At 68.3% G+C, this 19848-nt stretch carries 18 protein-coding genes; 15 read left to right on the top strand and 3 right to left on the bottom strand.

Annotation, left to right across the window (positions count from 1 at the left end):
* Nucleotides 1–12 precede the first annotated feature (12 nt).
* The 11 genes from DIE13_RS00155 (at nucleotide 13) to infA (ending at nucleotide 11894) form a co-directional block, all read left to right on the top strand.
* The gene (locus tag DIE13_RS00155; RefSeq protein WP_124825254.1) at nucleotides 13–891 is read left to right on the top strand and encodes an SDR family oxidoreductase; all 879 of its coding nucleotides are present in this window, start codon (nucleotides 13–15) and stop codon (nucleotides 889–891) included.
* 3 nt (nucleotides 892–894) lie between these two features.
* Nucleotides 895–2133: an acyl-CoA dehydrogenase family protein gene (locus DIE13_RS00150; RefSeq protein ID WP_124825253.1), complete on the top strand. Its 1239-nt coding sequence runs from the start codon at nucleotides 895–897 to the stop codon at nucleotides 2131–2133.
* The gene (locus tag DIE13_RS00145; protein WP_124825252.1) at nucleotides 2130–3332 is read left to right on the top strand and encodes an acyl-CoA dehydrogenase family protein; all 1203 of its coding nucleotides are present in this window, start codon (nucleotides 2130–2132) and stop codon (nucleotides 3330–3332) included. Before DIE13_RS00150 ends, DIE13_RS00145 begins: the two co-directional genes overlap by 4 nt.
* Nucleotides 3329–4129 (top strand): SDR family oxidoreductase, encoded by an 801-nt coding sequence (locus DIE13_RS00140; protein ID WP_124825251.1) that lies wholly within the window; start codon nucleotides 3329–3331, stop codon nucleotides 4127–4129. Before DIE13_RS00145 ends, DIE13_RS00140 begins: the two co-directional genes overlap by 4 nt.
* Nucleotides 4129–4614 carry a MaoC family dehydratase gene (locus tag DIE13_RS00135; RefSeq protein ID WP_124825632.1) on the top strand — a complete coding sequence of 162 codons (486 nt, stop codon included), beginning with the start codon at nucleotides 4129–4131 and terminating at the stop codon, nucleotides 4612–4614. Before DIE13_RS00140 ends, DIE13_RS00135 begins: the two co-directional genes overlap by 1 nt.
* A 23-nt stretch (nucleotides 4615–4637) precedes the next feature.
* On the top strand, nucleotides 4638–5843 hold the full coding sequence (locus DIE13_RS00130; protein ID WP_124825250.1) for an acetyl-CoA C-acyltransferase: 1206 nt from the start codon (nucleotides 4638–4640) through the stop codon (nucleotides 5841–5843).
* 158 nt (nucleotides 5844–6001) lie between these two features.
* Complete coding sequence (locus tag DIE13_RS00125; RefSeq protein WP_124825249.1) at nucleotides 6002–6961, top strand: YCF48-related protein; 960 nt, start codon at nucleotides 6002–6004, stop codon at nucleotides 6959–6961.
* A 96-nt stretch (nucleotides 6962–7057) separates the two neighbouring features.
* On the top strand, nucleotides 7058–9532 hold the full coding sequence (locus DIE13_RS00120) for an RND family transporter (protein ID WP_124825248.1): 2475 nt from the start codon (nucleotides 7058–7060) through the stop codon (nucleotides 9530–9532).
* Nucleotides 9533–9602: 70 nt separating this feature from the next.
* On the top strand, nucleotides 9603–10685 hold the full coding sequence (locus DIE13_RS00115) for a Rieske 2Fe-2S domain-containing protein (protein ID WP_124825247.1): 1083 nt from the start codon (nucleotides 9603–9605) through the stop codon (nucleotides 10683–10685).
* 277 nt (nucleotides 10686–10962) lie between these two features.
* The gene (locus DIE13_RS00110) at nucleotides 10963–11166 is read left to right on the top strand and encodes a cold-shock protein (RefSeq protein WP_006751843.1); all 204 of its coding nucleotides are present in this window, start codon (nucleotides 10963–10965) and stop codon (nucleotides 11164–11166) included.
* Between the two features lie 464 nt (nucleotides 11167–11630).
* A complete protein-coding gene (gene infA, locus DIE13_RS00100; protein ID WP_027780754.1) occupies nucleotides 11631–11894 on the top strand; it encodes a translation initiation factor IF-1 in 264 nt (87 codons plus the stop codon).
* A gap of 172 nt (nucleotides 11895–12066) precedes the next feature.
* On the opposite strand, the gene DIE13_RS00095 is transcribed toward infA, so the two are convergent.
* Entirely contained in the window at nucleotides 12067–12858 is a 792-nt protein-coding gene (locus DIE13_RS00095) for an alpha/beta fold hydrolase (protein ID WP_124825245.1), read from the bottom strand.
* 287 nt (nucleotides 12859–13145) lie between these two features.
* Between DIE13_RS00095 and DIE13_RS00090 the strand changes: the two genes are divergently transcribed.
* Both DIE13_RS00090 and DIE13_RS00085 read left to right on the top strand, forming a co-directional pair.
* A complete protein-coding gene (locus tag DIE13_RS00090; protein WP_124825244.1) occupies nucleotides 13146–14411 on the top strand; it encodes an alkaline phosphatase family protein in 1266 nt (421 codons plus the stop codon).
* Nucleotides 14408–14656, top strand: a complete 249-nt coding sequence (locus DIE13_RS00085) for a hypothetical protein (RefSeq protein ID WP_124825243.1) — start codon at nucleotides 14408–14410, stop codon at nucleotides 14654–14656. Before DIE13_RS00090 ends, DIE13_RS00085 begins: the two co-directional genes overlap by 4 nt.
* Nucleotides 14657–14793: 137 nt before the next feature.
* On the opposite strand, the gene DIE13_RS00080 is transcribed toward DIE13_RS00085, so the two are convergent.
* Nucleotides 14794–16182: an MFS transporter gene (locus DIE13_RS00080; RefSeq protein WP_124825242.1), complete on the bottom strand. Its 1389-nt coding sequence runs from the start codon at nucleotides 16180–16182 to the stop codon at nucleotides 14794–14796.
* Between the two features lie 212 nt (nucleotides 16183–16394).
* Nucleotides 16395–17555 carry a LuxR C-terminal-related transcriptional regulator gene (locus tag DIE13_RS00075; protein WP_124825241.1) on the bottom strand — a complete coding sequence of 387 codons (1161 nt, stop codon included), beginning with the start codon at nucleotides 17553–17555 and terminating at the stop codon, nucleotides 16395–16397.
* Nucleotides 17556–17919: 364 nt separating this feature from the next.
* On the opposite strand from DIE13_RS00075, the gene DIE13_RS00070 reads away from it, so the two are divergent.
* The gene (locus DIE13_RS00070; RefSeq protein ID WP_124825240.1) at nucleotides 17920–19002 is read left to right on the top strand and encodes a Rieske 2Fe-2S domain-containing protein; all 1083 of its coding nucleotides are present in this window, start codon (nucleotides 17920–17922) and stop codon (nucleotides 19000–19002) included.
* 12 nt (nucleotides 19003–19014) lie between these two features.
* Complete coding sequence (locus DIE13_RS00065; RefSeq protein ID WP_124825239.1) at nucleotides 19015–19842, top strand: SDR family NAD(P)-dependent oxidoreductase; 828 nt, start codon at nucleotides 19015–19017, stop codon at nucleotides 19840–19842.
* Nucleotides 19843–19848: the final 6 nt, after the last annotated feature.

Here is a 19848-nt window from a genome sequence, read left to right as displayed (position 1 = left end):
CAAGAGGCAAGCATGGGAATCTGTAACGGACGCACCGTCATCATCACCGGCGCGGGCGGCGGGCTCGGGCGCGAATACGCGCTCGCGTTCGCGGCCGAAGGCGCGTCGGTCGTCGTCAACGACATCCGGCACGAAGCCGCGCAGGCCGTGTGCGACGAGATCGCACGGCGCGGCGGCCGCGCGCTTGCCAATGCGGACGACATCACGCGAGTCGAAACGGCGCAGCGGATCGTCGACGCGGCGCGCGCAGCATTCGGCGACATCCACGTGCTCGTGAACAACGCGGGCATCTGCCGCGACAAGATGTTCACCAGCATGAGCGAGACCGACTGGGACGACGTGATGCGCGTGCACCTGCGCGGTCACTTCTGCCTGTCGAACGTGCTGGCGCGCGTGTGGCGCGATGCGGCGAAGGCCGGCGAGCCGGTCGACGCGCGCATCGTCAACACGAGTTCCGGCGCCGGGCTGCAAGGCTCGATCGGCCAGTCGAACTACGGCGCGGCGAAGGCCGGCATCGCAGCGCTCACGCTGATGCAGGCGGTCGAGCTGCAGCGCTACGGCGTGCGCGTGAACGCGCTCGCGCCGGCCGCGCGCACGTCGATGACCGAAGGCGTGTTCGCCGACATGATGAAGAAGCCCGAGGACGGCGGCTTCGACTATTTCGATCCGGCCAACGTCGCGCCGCTCGTCGTGTGGCTCGGCAGCGCAGCGTCGGCCGACGTGACGGGCCAGGTGTTCGAGGTCGCGGGCGGCATGATCGCGGTGGCCGAAGGCTGGCGCACCGGCCCGAGCGTCGATCGCGGCGCGCGCTGGGCGCCGGCCGAAGTCGGCCCGGCGGTCGCGCGGTTGCTCGCCGACGCGCGGCCCGCGCAGCGCGTGTACGGGAGCTGAGTCATGGATCTGGCGCTCACCGACGAACAGGCGATGATCCGCGACGCGGCGGCCGACGTGCTCGCCGAACGCAGTGCGTCCGCCGACGTGCGCCGCGCAATCGGGCAATCCGCCGGCCGCGACGATGCGCTCTGGGGAGCACTGGCCGGCGAGCTCGGCTGGAATGCGCTGTCGCTGCCCGACGCGGCGGGCGGGATGGGGCTCGGCGCACTCGAACAGACGCTGCTGATGGAACAGCTCGGCCGGCGCGTCGCGTGCGTGCCGTACTTTTCGACCGCGTGTCTGGCCGCGACCGCGCTGGCCGGCTGCTCAGATACGACCGCCGCCGGCTGGCTCGCGAAGATTGCCGAAGGCGCGTGCAGCGCGACGCTGGCATTGCCATTCGAGTTGCCGGCCGGTTCATGGCAGTTGCCGGTCGTTGCGGAGGAAGCGGCGGGCGGCTACGCGCTGTCCGGCACGATCGAACAGGTGATCGACGGCGCGCGCGCCGACCTGCTGCTGATTCCGGCCCGGATCGCGAACGAAGGGCAGGCGATCGGGCTGTTCGCGATCGACGTCGCGACGGCGGCCGGCCTGAACGTCACGCCCCTCGACACGCTCGACGCGACGCGGCCGATCGCGCGGGTCGCGTTCGACGAAACCCGCGTGAGCCGCGACGCGTTGTTCGCGAGCGGCGCCGTTGCCGCACAGCTGCTCGATCGCGCTGCCTGGTTCGCGGCGCTCGTGCTGGCCGCCGAGCAACTCGGCGGCGCGCAGCAATGCCTCGACCTGACGCTCGACTACACCGGCCAGCGCGTGCAGTTCGGTCGCGCGATCGCGTCGTTCCAGGCGGTCAAGCATCGCTGCGCACAGATGATGGTGCTGATCGAATCCGCACGTTCGGCCGTGCTCGGCGCGGCGCATGCATGGGACGCGGAAGCCGGCAGCAGCGCGCCCGGCGCCGCACTGCGCGCCGACGTCGCGGCCGCGAAGACCGCCGCCAACGACGCGTATGCGTTCTGCGCGCAGGAGGCGATCCAGTTGCACGGCGGCGTCGGCTTCACATGGGAATACGACCCGCATCTCTATTTCAAGCGCGCGCAGGCGTCGGGTGCGCAGTTCGGCAGCACGCCGCAACTGCTCGAATGGATTGCACATCATGCGATCGACGGTGGCACGTCGCAGCACGGCGCGGTGCTCGCGTCGCCGTCGGCATCGATCGCCACGCGTCCGTCCGCCGCGCGCACGGGAGCACTCCAATGAACAGCGAAACGCGCGAACAGCAATTGCGGCACGAAGTCGCCGACTGGGTGCAATCGCATCTGACCGGCGAATTCGCGTGCCTGAAATACCGCGGCGGCCCCGGTGACGAGGAAGCCTTTCCCGAGCTGCGCAAGGCATGGGAGCGGGAGCTGGCAGAGGGCGGCTGGACCGGCCTCGGCTGGCCGACCGACGCGGGCGGCCGCGGCTTCACCGTCGCCGAACAGGTGATCTTCCACGAGGAATACGCGCGCGCCGGCGGCCCCGGCCGGATGGGCCATATCGGCGAAGGGCTGCTCGGGCCGACGCTCGTGGCGTGCGGTACCGGCGACCAGCGCGCGCGCTTCCTGCCGGGGATTCTCGCGGGCACGCAGTTCTGGTGCCAGGGCTACTCGGAACCGGGCGCGGGTTCGGATCTCGCGAACGTGCGCACGCGCGCCGGGCAGGATGCCGACGGCAGCTGGCGCGTGTATGGCCAGAAGGTATGGACATCGCTCGCGCACGACTCCGACTGGATCTTCGTGCTGGCCCGCACCGATCCGGCGTCGAAGGGCAACAAGGGGCTGTCGTTCCTGCTGATGCCGCTCGACCAGCCGGGCATCGAGATCCGCCCGATCAAGCAGCTCAACGGCGGCGCAGAATTCAACGAAGTGTTCTTCGACGGCGCGCGCGCGCAAGCGCGTGACCTCGTCGGCATACCCGGCGACGGCTGGCGGATCGCGATGACGCTGCTCGGTTTCGAGCGCGGCATGTCGACGCTCGGCCAGCAGATGCAGTTCGTGCGCGAACTCGAATGGGTGATCGACGCCGCGCGCGAATCGGGCGCCGATCGCGACCCGGTGCTGCGCCAGCGGATCGGCCGCGCGTGGGCCGGGCTGCGCGTGATGCGCTACAACGCGCTGCGGATGCTGTCGGGCGCGGACGACGCGAACGGCGCCACCGCTCCGCTGCGCCGCGAGGCACTGATCTACAAGTACTTCTGGTCGAACTGGCACCGCGACCTCGGCCAGCTCGCGATGGACGCGCTCGGGCCTCGCGCGAACGTGATCGATCCGGCCGACGAGAAGCTCACCCATCTGCAGCGCGTATTCCTGTTCTCCCGTGCGGACACGATCTACGCCGGCACAAACGAAATCCAGCTCAACATCATGGCCGAGCGCGGGCTCGGCATGCCGAGAGAACCGCGAGGACAACAAGCATGACCGAACCCCAGATCCAGAAAGCACCGGCATACGTCCCGGGCCACCAGTTGCTCGCCGGCAAATCGGTGCTGATCACGGCCGCCGCCGGCGCCGGCATCGGCTTCGCGGCCGCACGCCGTTGCGCGGAGGAAGGCTGCCGCGCGCTGTTCATCTCCGACATCCACGAGAAGCGTCTCGAACAGGCGGTAGAAACGCTGCGCACCGAAACCGGGCTGCAGCGGATCTACGGTCGCCTGTGCAACGTCGCGGTGGAAGACGACGTGCAGGCGCTCGTCGCCGATGCGCAGGACAAGCTCGACGGCGTCGACGTATTGATCAACAACGCGGGGCTCGGCGGGGCGAAACGCATCGTCGAAATGGACGATGCCGAATGGTCGCGGGTGATCGACATTAGCCTTACCGGGACGTTCCGGATGACGCGCGCGATGCTGCCGCACATGCAGGCTCGTGGCCGCGGCGCGATCGTCAACAACGCATCGGTGCTCGGCTGGCGTGCGCAGGCGGAACAGGCGCACTACGCGGCGGCGAAGGCGGGCGTGATGGCGCTCACGCGTTGCGCGGCGCTCGAAGCTTCGCCGTACGGCGTGCGCATCAACGCAGTCGCGCCGAGCATCGCGATGCACGATTTTCTGAAGAAGTCGGCTCCGGCCGACTTGCTGAATCAACTGGCGTCGCGCGAAGCCTTCGGGCGCGCCGCCGAAGTCTGGGAGGTCGCGAACGTGATGGTGTTTCTTGCAAGCGATTACGCGTCGTACATGACGGGCGAAGTGCTGTCGGTCAGCAGCCAGCACGCATGATGGCGACGATCCTCGACCCCGTGCGCGCGACGCCCCGCGTGTTCGCGCATCCCGACGAACTCGCGGCGGCCGTCGGCGACACGCTCGGCGCGAGCGCATGGCTCGCGATCGACCAGATCCGCATCGACGGCTTTGCCGACGCGACGGGCGATCACCAGTGGGTCCACGTCGACCCGGTGCGCGCGAAGGACGGCCCGTTCGGCGCGTGCATCGCGCACGGCTACCTGACGCTGTCGCTCGTCAACTATTTCCTGCCGCAGATCGTGCGCATCGACGGCGCGCGGCTCGGCGTGAACTACGGCTGCGACAGGATCCGTTTCCCGGCGCCGGTGAAGGTCGGCGCACGCGTGCGCGGCGTCGGCGAGCTGCTGCGCGTCGAGCCGTTCGACGGCGGCGTGCAGGCGTGGGTCCGCGTGACCGTCGAGATCGAAGGCGAGGCCAAACCCGGCTGCGTCGCCGACACGATCAGCCGTTACACCTTCTAGTTTCCGATTCAGAGAGTCAGCTCATGGAAGACGCAGTCATCGTTTCCGTCGCACGCACGCCGATCGGCAAGGCGTTTCGCGGCATCTTCAACGACACCGAGGCGCCCGCGCTCGGCGGCCACGTCGTGCGCACCGCGCTCGAACGCGCGGGCGTCGCACCGGCCGACGTCGACGACGTGCTGATCGGCTGTGCCGCGCAGCAGGGCACGCAGGGCTACAACATCGGCCGCCTGTCGGCTGCCGCGGCGGGGCTGCCGGCATCGGTGCCCGGCATGGCGATCGACCGGATGTGCTCGTCGGGCCTGATGTCGATCGCGAGCGCCGCGCGCAGCATCGGCGCGGGCGACGCGCGGATCGTCGTCGCGGGCGGCGTCGAATCGATCTCGCTCACGCAGAACAAGCACAAGAACGGCTATCGCGCGCGTTCGCAGGCGGTGCTCGATCACCAGCCGGCTGCCTACATGGCGATGATGGAAACGGCCGAGATCGTGTCGCGCCGCTACGGCATCGCGCGCGCGGCACAGGACGAATTCGCGCTGCAGAGCCACCAGCGCACGGCCGACGCGCAGGCGGCCGGCCGCTTCGACGCGGAAATCGCGCCGCTCGACGTGCGCCGCGCGCTGTTCGACAAGGAAGGCAATCCGGCCGGCCACGAAGACGTACACGCCGCCCGCGACGAAGGCGTGCGAGCCGATACGACGGCCGAACGGCTCGCGGGGCTCAAGCCGTCGTGGAGCGGCGGCAAGGTCGTCGAGCAGGGCGAGTTCGTGACGGCCGGCAACGCGTCCCAACTGTCGGACGGCGCGGCGGCCGTGGTCGTGATGTCGCGCGCCGAGGCGATGCGCCGCGGGCTCGCGCCGCTCGGCACGTTCCGCGGCCTGGCAGTGGCCGGCTGCGAGCCGGACGAGATGGGCATCGGCCCGGTGTTCGCGATTCCGAAGCTGCTGGAGCGTTTCGGGATGACCGTGCGCGACGTCGGGCTGTGGGAACTGAACGAGGCATTCGCGTGCCAGGCGCTCTATTGCCGCGACACGCTCGGCATTCCCGACGAGCGGCTGAACGTCGACGGCGGTGCGATCGCGCTCGGCCATCCGTTCGGCATGTCCGGCACGCGGATGACGATGCATGCGCTGCTCGAAGGCGCGCGCCGCGGCGTGCGGCATGCGGTCGTGACGATGTGCATCGGCGGCGGCATGGGCGCGGCCGCGCTGTTCGAAGTCGGCGCGTAACGATAGTTGTGACGGCGGCCGGCCCGAATACCCGGTTCGGCCGCCATCCATTCGGGATCATTCGAGGCCGCGGCAACGACCGACGGCCCGGAGACTTGCAGCGGGCAGGGCGGGCGCGTCGGCGCGGCCCGGGCCGGCGCAAAGACAGGAGACAACCGATGAAACGTACTTTGCCAGGACTCGCGATGTCGGCGCTCGTGCTCGGCGCCGCGGTGTTCGCGTTTTCGCCGCGGCCGCTGCCGGCGTTCCCGGTCACCGCGATCCACGCGGACCGCCTGCAGATCAACGGGCTCGCCCGCGCCGGCACGCGCATCGTCGCGGTCGGCGAGCGCGGCGTGATCCTGCTCAGCGACGATGCGGGCCGGCAGTGGCGGCCGGCGTCCGTCACGCCCGACCAGGGCTCGACGCTCACGCAGGTGAGCTTCATCACGCCGACGCTCGGGATCGCGGTCGGTCACGACGGCCGGATCCTGCGCAGCGCCGACGCGGGCCTGCACTGGCGCGAAGTCCACATGGACCCCGCGCATTCCGATCCGCTGCTGTCCGTGTGGGGAACCGCCGACGGCCCGCTGTTCGCGGCCGGCAGCTTCGGCCAGTTGCTGCGCTCGGACGATGCCGGGCTCACGTGGCAGACGGTGAAGACGCCTGCGGGCGATCGCCATCTGAACGCGATCGTCGGCGACGGCCACGGCAACCTGCTGATCGCCGGCGAAAGCGGCACGCTGCTGCGCTCGACCGACAACGGCGCGACCTGGGACAAGCTGCCGTCGCCGTACGCCGGCTCGCTGTTCGGCGCGCTGATGCTCGCGAACGGCGACTGGGTCGCGTACGGGATGCGCGGCAACGTGCTGCGCAGCACCGATCGCGGCGTGACCTGGACGCACGTCGACAGCCACGTCCCGGTGTCCTACTTTGGCGCGACCCAGCTCTCCGACGGCGAACTCGTGCTGGTCGGGCAGGGCGGCGCGATCGTCGCGTCGCGCGACGGCGGCCTGACCTTCGACGTGCGCAAGCTCGGCGGCGTGCAGAGCCTTGCGGCCGTGCTCGACATGGGCCACGGCGCGCTGCTGCTCGGCGGCGAGGCCGGCGTCGCGCCGCTCGCCGCGTCGCCGTCCTGATGCCCGGACGCGGCGGCGCTTGCGGCCGCCCGTTTCCGTTCGCATTGCTTCGCCGGTCCGCATCGACCGCATCGTCAGCCCAGACTCGAGAAATCCATGAACGACCTGTCACGTCCCACTGAAGCCGCGCCTGCCTCGCGCCTTGCCGCGTTCGTCGAGCGCTGTGCCGGCACGATCATCCGGCAGCGCCGGCTGCTGATGCTGCTGTGCGTCGCGGTGACGCTCGCGCTCGGCCTGTCCGCGACGCGCCTGAAGCTCGATCCGGGCTTCAACAAGATGATCCCGATGCAGCACCCGTACATGCAGGTGTTCGAGCGCTACGCGGGCGCGTTCCCGGGCGCCAACACGATCCTCGTCAGCCTGCGCTGGAAGGGCGACGGCGACATCTACAACCAGACGTTCATGGACGCGCTGCGCCATGCGACCGACGACGTGTTCTTCATCCCCGGCGTGAACCGCTCGCGCGTGTTCTCGCTGTTCACGCCGAACGTCCACTACACCGAGGTGACCGAGGCCGGCTTTCGCGGCGACGTGGTCGTGCCCGGCCAGTTCTCGAGCGCGAACCCGGACGATCTCGCGAAGGTGCGCCGCAACGTCGCGCGTTCCGGGCAGATCGGCCGCCTCGTCGGCAACGACCTGAAGTCGGCGCTGATTCGCGCGGAGCTGCGCGAGACCGATCCCGCCACCGGCAAGCGGCTCGATTACAGCGCGGTCGCGCGCCAGCTCGAGGACATCCGCGTGAAGTACGCGAAGCAGGGCATCGACGTGAACATCATCGGCTTCGCGAAGCTGGTCGGCGACGTCGAGGCGGGCATCGCCGGCGTGATGGCGTTCTTCGCGCTCGCGTTCCTCGTGACGGCCGCGCTGCTGTTCGCCTATACGCGCTCGATCAAGACCACCGTGCTGGCGCTCGTCGTCGCGCTGCTGCCGGTCGTCTGGCTGCTCGGCGCGCTGCCGCTGCTCGGGCTCGGCATCGACCCGATGTCGATCCTGGTGCCGTTCCTGATCTTCTCGATCGGCGTGTCGCACGCGGTGCAGATGACCAATGCGTGGAAGCAGGCGCTGGTGCGCGGGGCAACGTCGGTCGAGGCCGCGCGCGACGCGTTCCGCAAGCTGTTCGTGCCGGGCACGGTCGCGCTGCTGACCAACGCGCTCGGTTTCATGGTGATCATGCGGATCAGGATCGACATCGTGCGCGAGCTTGGCATCACCGCGTGCCTCGGCGTGCTGCTGATGATCGTCACCAACAAGGTGTTCCTGCCGATCCTGCTGTCGTACACGCGCCTCGAACGCGGCACGCTGGCGCGTGCGCAGCGCACCGCGGCGGCCGGCGGCAGCCCGATGTGGTCGCGCTTCGCGCTGTTCGCGCGGCCTGCACCGGCGCTCGGCGTGTTCGCGGTGGCGCTCGCGCTGCTCGCCTGCGGCGCGCTCGAGTCGCGCAAGCTGGAGATCGGCGACATCGGTACCGGCGCGCCGGAGCTGCGCGCGAACTCGCGCTACAACGTCGACAACGCGGCGATCACGCACCAGTACAACATCGGCGTCGACGTGCTGTCGGTGATCGTCGAGACGACCGGCTTCGACGATGCGTGCCTGCATTACCCGGTGATGAGCGCGATCGAGAAGTTCGAGATGAACATGCGCGGCGTGGCGGGCGTGCAGTCGGTGACGAGTGTCGCGTCGCAGGGCAAGGTGTTCATCGCCGCGTTCAACGAAGGCAATCCGCGCTGGGCCGCGCTGCCGCGCTCCAGCGACGGGCTCACGCAGGGCGCCAACGCGTTCGATCCCGACAACGGGATGAACACCGCGAACTGCAAGGCGATCCAGGTGCTGATCTACACGAAGAACCACGAAGGCACGACCATCGCGCACATCGTCGACGAGATCAAGCGCTACGCGGCGGAGAACCCGACGCCGAATGTCGCGTTCCGGCTCGCCGGCGGCAATGTCGGCGTGATGGCCGCGACCAACGAGGCGGTCGGCGACGCGGAGATCGCGATGCTGCTGTCGATCTTCGGCGCGATCGCGCTGCTTTGCGCACTCACGTTCCGCTCGTGGCGCGCGGTGCTGTGCATCATCGTGCCGCTCACGCTGGTGTCGATCCTGTGCAACGCGGTGATGGCGCGGCTCGGCATCGGGTTGAAGGTCGCGACGCTGCCAGTGATCACGCTCGGCGTCGGGGTCGGCGTCGACTACGGAATCTACCTGTACGAGCGGCTGCAGCACGACATCCGCCACGGCGCGACGCTGCCCGACGCGTTCGCCGATGCGATGCGCCAGCGCGGCACCGCGGCGCTGTTCACGGCCGTCACGATGTTCATCGGCGTCGGCACGTGGGCGTTCTCCGCGCTGAAGTTCCAGGTCGACATGGGCGTGCTGCTCGCGTTCATGTTCCTCGTGAACCTGTTCGGCGCGGTGTTCCTGCTGCCGGCGCTCGCCGCATGGCTCGGCGTCGAGCGTGCCGAGCGCCGCGTGTCGCAGCCGCAGCCTCAGTCGACGCCGCAGCAGGCCGCGCCGGCGTCCGCGCTCAAGCCGACGCGCGCGCTCGAATCCGGCAATCCGGTGCGCTGAGCGACGCCATCCCCGTTACCCCGGTGCGCGGCGGGCCGCCGCGCGTCCCCCCAAAAAGGAGTCAACCGAAATGTCCGCACGCCCATACAAGATCGAAGCCCAGCCGCTCGCGCAGCGCTATGCGCGCGGCTGGCACTGCCTCGGCCTCGCCCGCGACTACAAGGACGGCAAGCCGCATACGCTGAACGTCTTCGGCCGCAAGCTCGCCGCGTTCGCCGATTCGACCGGCAAGGTCAACGTCGTCGATGCGTATTGCCCGCACATGGGCGCCGACCTGAGCCTAGGCACGGTCGAAGGCGACAACCTCGTGTGCCCGTTCCACGGCTGGGCCTGGAGCGGCGAAGGGCAGTGCGCGTCGATCCCGTACTGCAAGCGGATTCCGCCGAAGGCGCGCATCGGCGCGTGGCCGACCTGCGAGGAGAACAACCTGCTGTTCGTATGGAACGACCCCGAAGGCAATGTGCCGCCGCCGGAAGTCGCGATTCCGCGTCTGGACGTGTGCTTCTCCGACGAATGGTCGGACTGGGTCGTCGACAAGATGGTGATCCAGGCCAACTGCCGCGAACTGGTCGACAACATCTCGGATGTCGCGCACTTCGCGACCGTGCACCACGCGCCGATCGACTATTTCGCGAACCTGTTCGAGGATCACAAGGCGACGCAGCTGATGGTCGGCCGCAGCGAGAAGCTCGGCGGCGACAGCCTGACCGCGCTGTCGACGTACTTCGGGCCGGCCGTGCACATCACGCAGATGACCGGGCAGAGCAACGGGCAGCCGATCCATTCGGTGCTGCTGAACTGCCACGTGCCGATCGACATGAACAGCTTCGAGTTGCGCTACGGCGTGATCGTGAAGAAGGTCGCCGGGCTCAGCGACGCGCAGAACATGGAGATCGCGAACGCGTACGTGAAGGAAGCGCAGCGCGCATTCTACGAGGACGTCGACATCTGGCACAGCAAGACGCGGATCGACAACCCGCTGCTGTGCGAAGGCGACGGGCCGCTGTACCAGATGCGCGACTGGTATTCGCAGTTCTACCTCGACGCGGCCGACGTGCGGCCGTCGAGCGTCGCGCGCAAGGCGTTCGAGATGAAGATTCGCGACAGCGAGGCGCCGCCGCCGCCGCTGCATCACGTGTTCGAGCAGCAATAACGGCGGCAGGGCAAAAAAGGGGGGCGCAACGTTACGCGCCCCGATTGCCGCTAACGCCCGCCAGGCAAGGCGTCGCGCGATACCGTGCGCGAACGCCGCTCCGAAAGGGCTTGACGAATCGGCCGGTGCGGCGTAGTGTCCTAGACCGAAGTCTTCAAGAAGCTCGATTGCTCATCATTGGCCGCACGATGTGCGGCAGTCGTTGGTCTCTCCCTCTTTGATTCTTTCTGTGCCCGTCATGGGCGCAAGTTCATTCATTCGTATTAAGGAAGTATTTGTGGATACCGGTACCGTCAAGTGGTTCAACGAAACCAAGGGCTTTGGTTTCATCTCCCCGGACAACGGCGGCGACGATCTGTTCGCCCATTTCTCCGAAATCCGTGGCACGGGTTTCAAGACCCTTGCCGAAGGCCAGAAGGTCAGCTACGAAGTGAAGCGTGGCCCGAAGGGTCTGCAAGCGTCGAACATCACGCCGCAGTAAGCCGCATCGGCATCGGTCGCCAATCGGCGGCCGCTGCCGGACGGATGTCGCGCGGGCACCGGCCCTGGCCCGTGTCCTGCGCGTTTCGACGCACACGACCGATGCATCGCGGTATTCACGATGCATCGGTCGTGTGCTTCCCTCATCCATCGCAGGTCCGTACGACGTGCGATTCAACGCCCTCGCGACGCGCTCGCCGCATCGCCAGCGGCTCACGCTGCAACCCGAGTAGACCGTCGCCATGCCTTACGCGGCGCGGTCCCGACTATGCGCGGTGCTCATCGCGCCGCCGCCACTGACCGCCCGAACGCCGCAACGCGCCGGGCTCCGATTGCAAGACAGGCCTGTCGCCCGTCTGAACGAATTGATACCCGGCATCCTGCCGGCCGCCGGCCCCGTTGCGGGACACGGCGCCGGTGAGTTCGCCGCGGCCGCGGTCATTCACCTTGTCTGGAGGAATTGGTTTGGCAAAAGAAGAACTGCTGGAATTGGACGGAATCGTCGACGAAGTGCTGCCGGACAGCAAATACCGTGTCACGCTGGAAAACGGCGTCGTAGTCGGCGCCTATGCGTCGGGCCGCATGCGCAAGAACCACATCCGCATTCTCGCGGGCGACCGTGTGACGCTGGAACTGTCGATGTACGACCTGACGAAGGGCCGCATCAACTTCCGTCACAAGGACGCGAACTCGCCGCGCCCGCCGCGTAGCGGGCAACCGCGTCGCTAAGCAGTAACGATCGGGCGCGCAACGCGACTCCGATCGCCACTCGTCCGGCCCCGTCATGCGGCCGGACACACCGGATGGACGGCGCGATTCGCACCGTTCGTCGGTCGCCGGCGGCGTCGTTACGCCGCGGCGGCCAAGGTCATCTTCTCCGGTCGCGATGCGTGTGCAACGCTCAAGCGGCCGCGTCCCGCAGGAAATCTTCCACGATCGTCGCGAAATACGGCGGACATTCCTGCATCGGGTAGTGCCCGCAATTCGGAATTTTCTTCAGCTCTGCGTTCGGGTGCCAGGCGAGAAACGTCGCGTGCATCGCCGCTTCGTCGAGCCCGGGATCCTTGTCGCCGACAATCACCAGATAGCGTGTGTCGAGGCCGCGGATGTCGTCGACGAAATTCGTCCCGGTCAGCATGTCGAGATACGCGAGCCGGCAGCCGGGCGCCACGCGTTCGCGGTTCTGCCGCAGCTTCAGCTCGGCCCAGCGCGCTGACAAGCCACCCGTGACGAACCGCACGAGCCGGCGCAATGCGTCGTCGTCGACGGTCGTGCTCGCGAAGAACGCGCGCGCGTCGTCGCCCAGGCGATTGCCGGCCGCCGACACCGGGCACACGGCGATCGCGCTCTTGATGCGTGATGGCGCGTCGGCGGCGATGCGTTGCGTCGCCATGCCCGTCATCGAATGGCCGACGATGTGGAAGCGTGGCCAGCCGAGCTGGTCGGCGAGCGCAAGGCAGTCGGCCGTGATCTCGTCGACGGTGTACGTGCCGCTCAGATGGAGCGATCGTCCGTAGCCGCGCAGGTCGGCGAACACGTACGTGAAGGCCGTGTCGTCCAGATATGGCAGCAGCGCCGCGTAGTTCGTATGGTCGCCGAGCCAGTCGTGCAGGACCATCACGTATTCGGGGCCGGTGCCGTGTTGCAGGTAGCCGAGGCCGGGGCGGGAGACGACGGGAGTGATCAGGTTCATTTCAAGGGCTTTCCTTTTGGTTGGCGGAACCAAAACGAAACGCCCTCCCGGCGGACCGGGAGGGCGTCTTGAAAGTGGATTGATCGTATCGGGCCGTCCGGCGAAAGTCAACGGTTGGCGTGCTGCGCTCCTGACGCATCGCATGCGTCTTTACGCGCGAGCCGGCGCGGTCGTACACTCGTCGGCAATTCGCGGCCCGCGCGCCAGGCTTTCGAGCGGTTCAGTTGCTTTCAGCGGGCCGACGATCGTGCCAGCCGGACATTCGTCGCGCGACGCCAGGAGGCGCCATGAGTGCAGACGCAGCCCCCGCATCTTCTTCCGCTCCCGCAGCCCCGGCGGTTCAGGATCGCATTCAGCACGTGTTCGTGCTGATGCTCGAGAACCGCTCGTTCGACCATCTGTTCGCGCTGTCGGGCATCGACGGCATCGCGGCCGCGTCGCCGGCCGACAGCAACGCGTACGGCGGCACCGTCTATCCGTTCGGCGGCGGCGCGCCGGACCAGATGCCGACCGATCCGTGCCATGAATTCACCGATGTGCTCGAACAGCTCTGCGGCGCAGGCGTGCCGTTCGTGAAAGGGCAGCCGTATCCGAACGTCGACAATTCGGGCTTCGTGTCGAACTATGCGACGTCGCATTCCGAAGGCACGCCGCCGCAAGCCGGCAACGCGGGCCTGATCATGCAGGGCGCCGATATCCGCACGCACGCGCCGTCGCTGTATGCGCTCGCGAATGCGTTCGTGCTGTGCGACCGCTGGCACGCGTCGATGCCGGGGCCGACCTGGCCGAATCGCTTCTTCCTGCATGGCGCGTCGTCGGCCGGGCTCGACCATTCGCCGACCAAGGAAGAAATGGCCGGATGGGATACGTTCGACGGCCTCCACTATCCGAAGGGCTCGATCTTCGATGCGCTCGGCGACGACAACTGGCGCATCTACCAGGACCAGTCGGGCGACCCGCTCGGCCACGTGCCGCAGGTCGCATCGCTGAAGGGCGTGAGCTTCTTCGACGTCGACGATCTCGCGCACTTCGAAGCCGATCTCGCGGCCGGCTATACCGCGCGCTACACGCTCATCGAACCGGGCTACGGCGACATCGTGCACGGCACCTATGAGAACGGCAGTTCGCATCATCCTATGGACGGCTTGGCCGGCGGGGACCAGCTCGCCGCGCGCGTATACGACGCGATCCGCAATTCGCCGATCTGGGACAGCAGCCTGCTCGTGATCGTCTACGACGAGCACGGCGGCTTCTACGATTCGGTCAGGCCCGGCGCGGCGCCGCCGCCGAACGACGGCGCGGCCGCAACGCTGAACGCGAGCGGCTTCGGGTTCGACGTGTACGGCGTACGCGTGCCGGCGATCATCGTGTCGCCGTGGGTTGCGGCCGGGCAGGTCGATCACACGCTGTACGATCACAGCTCGGTGGTCGCGACGCTCGGAAGGCTGTTCGGCCTGTCGACGCTGACCGATCGCGATCGCCTCGCGAACGATCTGCTGCCGCTCGTCACCGCCACCTGCCGGACCGACTGCCCGGCGAGGATCGGATCATGAACACGACTCCGGCGATGGATCCGCGCGATGGGCTGCTTGTGCGCGACGGCACGAGCCTGATCGCGTACCTGCATATCCTGAAGAAGGCACATGCGGCGCTGGTCGGCCACGACAAGGCACACCAGCGTTTCAGCGAGGTCGTTACGCGTGGGCAGGCGCGGCAGTACATCGAGGAATTGATGCCGGCGCTGTTGCAGGCGCGTGAAGCGCATCGGCGGCGCAGACATCACGGGAAGCATCGCTGACGCGGCGGGTGGATGGCGGCTGGCGTGTGACGCCAGATGGCCGGTGACGACCGGCTACGGCAAACGGCAAACCACCGGCTGCCACCAGCGCATGCCATGCGGTTCGCGCCGACACGCGCGTGGCGAGCAACGCATCGTTACGCCGACTGCCGCACGTGCTGCGCGCTGACCGCCGCTCCGACCGCCCCCGCCAACTGCACCACCGCACCGGCGAACATCGCCGCACGCAAACCCGCCATACCGCCATGCAAGGCCGCGAACAGCGTGCCGAGCACCGCGATCCCGAGCGTCGCGCCGGTCATCCGCGCGACGTTGACCAGCGCACTCGCGGTGCCCGAGCGCGCGACATCGACCGCACCGACGGCCACCGTCATCAGCGGCCCCGTCGCGACGCCCATTCCGAGCCCCGTCAACGCAAGCCCGATCTCCATGGCGAGCAGGTCCGGCGACGCGGCCCACGCGCCGATCACCGCGAGCCCGCTCGCGATCACGGCGACACCGCCGGCCGTCGTCACGCGCGTACCGACCCGTTCGGACAATCGCCCGGACCACGGCGATACGACGACGAACACGAGCGCCATCGGCAGCAGCGCGAGGCCCGCGCCGGTCGAATCGAGTCGGCCGCTGCTCTGCCACGTCAGCGGCACCAGGAACAGCACACCGTACATCCCGAACGTCATCCCGGTGGTCGCCGCGATCGCGCCGCGAAACGCGCTGAGCCGGAAGATGTCGAGCGGCACGAGCGCGGCGTCGCCATGGCGCCGTTCGATCGCGATGAAGGCGACGAACGACGCGATCGCGATGCAGGTGGCGATTGCACTGGCAACCGGCGAATCGCGGAACACGATCGCCGCATACGCGAGCGTGCCGAGCGCGAGTGCGCCCGTGCCCTGCGCGCCGCCGTCGAAGTGCCGGCCGCGCGGATCGGACGACTCGGGCACGGCAGACACCGCGAGCAGCATCGCCGTGATGCTCAGCGGCACGACCACGAAGAAGATGCTGCGCCAGCCGAAGTGCCGGATCAGCACGCCGCCGAGGGTCGGCCCGATCGCCATCGCGACGCCGTTGCACGCGGCCCAGATGCCGAGCGCGCGGCCGCGCTCGACCGGATCACGCCACACGACCCGCACGATCGCGAGCGACGCCGGCAGCAGCAGCGCCGCTCCGACGCCGGCCAGTGCGCGGGCGCCGATCAGCACCGACACCGACGGCGCGAGCGCGCACAGCAGCGACGCGATAGTGAACACGGCCGTGCCGGCCATGAAGATGCGGCGCCGGCCCAGCAGATCGGCGAGCAGGCCGCCGGTCAGCAGCAGCACCGCGTACGTGAGGTTGTAGCTGTCGACGACCCATTGCAGCGCACCGACGCCCGCATGGAAGTACGCGCCGATCGCGCGCGTCGCGAGATTGACGACGGCCGTGTCGACCTGCGCGACGAGCACGGCCATGCACAGCGTCAGCAGCGTGACGCTGCGTCGTTTGACGACGCGGCCGGCGAGTGCGGAAAGTGCTCCGGTATGAGCCATTGACGGCATTCCTGAACGGGGGATCCTGCGAGCTTAAGCGCCGCCTGCTGCCAGCGTGGTGTCAGCAGGGCGGGGGCAGCAGACGCGCAAGCCGCATGGCTGTATTCGCCGGGACGCTTTTGGATCGGCTGCGCAGAAGCTGCTGACGGCTTACCGTAAGGAATGGGCGGGGTCACACGGATCGCGGGCGGCATCGCAGCGTAGTGACGGCCTTACTGCAACGGAATCACGCAATGCTCGATCGCTTGAATCAGCTCGGTCTGCCGCGTCACGCCCATTTTCGAGAACACCGCACGCAGATGCGAACGCGCGGTGTTATGGCGGATCGCCATCGTTTCGGCGGCATCCTGCAGCGACAATCCTTGCGTCAGATGCAGCACCAGCGATGCCTCGCTGCGGGTCAGGTTGAACATGGCCTGCAGCGTCTCGCCCGAGATTTGCGGCCGGCAATCGGGATCGCGCACCAGGACGACGGCGGCCGCGCGGCGCTTGCGGCCCGATTGCTCGTCGATCGGCAGCGGCCGTACGAGCAGGCCCAGCCGTGCGCGTCCGGCGCGGCGCGCGAGCGTCATCCCGTGCGCCGCGCCGGTTTTGCGTGCCAGCGCGTCGCGAACCAGCGTGTGCAGCATCCGCTGGTTCGCGGCGCTATCGCACGCGAGCTTGCCGTCGACGACGAACAGTCCGTCCCGTTCGGCCAGCACCTGCGCCGCGTCGTCGTTGGTCTTCATCACGCGGGCCTGCTCGTCGAGCAGGATCGCGCCGATCCGCAACTGGCTGACCGTTTCCGCATACAGATGGCGCTCGTTCGTCGCCACCTCGAGGCTCGCGCGCAGGTTTGCCGCGCGCTTCAGGTGCGGCAGCAGGAAGCGGCACAGCCGCTTGTCGCTCGCGTCGAACGGCGGCGCGCCGTGCGGCCGGCAGATGCGCAACCGGCACTCGTTGTCGGCGTCCACGTGGATGTCCGCGCCCATCACATGCAGCACGTCGTACATCCGGTCGAAGTTCCGGTATTTCTCGCTGTCGAGCCAGCCGCGCTCGCCGAGCATTTCGTGGACGGTCGTGACCGTGTCGCGCGGCAAATTGACGAACGCGTCGAGCGTATAGAAGCGCTGCAGATACGCGCCGGTGCCAACCGACGTATCGACGAGGCTCGACGTGACGATCAATCCCTTCATCGCATCGGCGGGCGGCCGCAGCACGAGCGTCGCGTAATTGGCCGCGAGCCGGACCCGCAACGCGTCGAGCAGCCCGTGCCACGGGACGGCGGACGTCACGCCCTCGTAGGCGAGGCCGATCATGTCACTCAGTTCGTCGGGCGTCGCCGCGGCAAGGTCGGCGCCGGCGTGCGCGGGCGGATGGACGGTCGTGGGCACTGCGGTGTCTCCTGTCCTTTCGTTGTGTCGCCGAGCCTTCGCGGGCGGCGGGCGATATCGCGAGAGTGCCGTACACCGGCGGGAACGGGAATGCGGGCGTGCCATTAGCCGGCTTTGTCGAACCACCGTCGAACCACCGGCGCATCCGGTGTGGCTCGCGTATCGCGGGCTGTGCTGAAGCCGTCGTGCGATCGGCATGGCGGGACGCCATTTCTAATCCAAACCGGGGTTGTTTACGCCCGTTCCGAACACGAACTCGTGCCGGTTCCGCGCGCAGCCGGCGATCTCGTCCATCCGGAGTATGTCCGGCCCCGACCCGGTTCAGACAATGGGCCTGCACATGACTCGAACACGGAGGGGACACATGGAACTGCAACACGCCGCCCAGGTGTTGGGCGACCGCTATGCGCGCGGCTGGCATTGCCTCGGGCTCGCAGCCGACTATCGGGACGGCAAGCCGCACCGGCTCGACATCTTCGGCACGCAGCTCGTCGCGTTCGCCGGCGGCGACGGCGCGATCCGCATTCTGGACGCATGGTGCCCGCACATGGGCGCCGACCTGTCGAAGGGCGAGGTGCGCGGCAATGCGCTCGTCTGTCCGTTCCATCACTGGCGTTGGGGTGGCGACGGCACTTGCGAGCACGTGCCGTATGCGCCGCGCGTGCCGCACAAGGCGCGGATCCGGTCGTGGCACGTATGCGAACAGAACGCGCTGCTGTTCGTGTGGCATGACCATGAGGGCGACGAGCCGCCCGCGCACGTCGCGATTCCGCGCATTGACGCATGCCGTTCCGGCGAATGGACGCCGTGGGCGGTCCGCAAGATGACGATTCAAACCAACTGCCGCGAACTCGTCGACAACCTCGCGGATGTCGCCCATTTCGGCCCGGTCCACGGCTCGCCGGCGAACTACTTCTGCAACACCTTCATCGGCCACACCGGCTACCAGATGTTTCGCGGCGGGCAGAGCGAGCTGCTCGGCAACGGGCTCGTCGCGGACAGCGCGTATTTCGGTCCCGCGTACCACATCACGCGGATGACGGCCGACGTCGGCGGTCGCGCGGTCGACAGTATCCTGCTGAACTGCCATGTGCCGATCAACCAGCACAGCTTCGATCTGCGCTACGGCGTGATGATCCGCAAGGATCCGGCGCTGTCCGACGACGCGAACCGCGCGATTGCGGACGCGTATGTCGAACAGGCGCACCGGTCGTTCTTCCAGGACGTCGAGATCTGGCACAACAAGACGCGCATCGATTTCCCGGTGCTGTGCGAAGGCGACGGTCCGATCTATCAGCTGCGCGACTGGTACCGGCAGTTCTATACCGACGTCGCGAAGCTGCCCGCCGACCTCGACTGCAGGAAGGTCTTCGAATGGCATGACGGCGCGTGGCGCACGCTGCACGACGTGCCGCCGCTCGCGGCCAGCGGGCTTCACACCATCTGAAGGAGCATTGCGATGTCATTCAACGACAAGGTGGTGCTCGTCACGGGCGCGGGATCGGGCATGGGGCGCGCGACCGCGCTGCGGTTCGCCGCGCACGGCGCGATGGTGGTGGCCGCCGATCTCGACGGCGCACGCGCCGACGAGACGCTGCATCTCGCGCAGGCTGCCGGCACGGGCCTCGCCCAGGCATGCGACGTGGCCGACAGCGACGCGGTTGCCGCGCTGTTCGACGCAATTGGCCAGCGCTACGGGCGGCTCGACGTGCTGGTCAACAACGCGGGCGCGGGGCAGGTGCCGGGCGACGGCTTCGAACTCGCGCAGCAGCGCATCGCGCAGCGCGCGCGGCAACTGGCGAACGGCGACACGCCGACGGTGTTCTCCGACGCGATCGTCGATCTCACCGACGCGGGCTGGCGCCGGATCGTCGACATCAACCTGAACGGCACGTTCTTCTGCTCGCGTGCGGCCGTGCGGCTGATGATCGCCACAGGCGTGCGTGGCGCGATCGTCAACATCGCGAGCGTGTCGGCGCTGTCCGGCGAAGGGCCGCCGGCCTATTGCGCGTCGAAGGCCGCGATCCTCGGGCTGACGCGCTGTCTCGCGCGCGACCTCGGCCCGCGCGGCATTCGCGTGAACGCGATCTGCCCCGGCCCGACCCGCACGCCGATGATGCAGTCGATTCCCGACGAGTGGGCGCGCGAACTCGAACGCGCGATTCCGCTCGGCAGCATGGCCGAACCGGACGACATCGCGCGCTCGATCCTTTACCTCGCGTCCGACGACGCCCGGCAGATGACCGGGCAAACGCTGTCGGTCAGCGGCGGCATGTACATGATCTAGGAGACC

Source organism: Burkholderia sp. Bp9016 (assembly GCF_003857765.1).
Taxonomy (GTDB): domain Bacteria; phylum Pseudomonadota; class Gammaproteobacteria; order Burkholderiales; family Burkholderiaceae; genus Burkholderia.
This window is presented reverse-complemented; position numbering and strand designations above follow the sequence as displayed.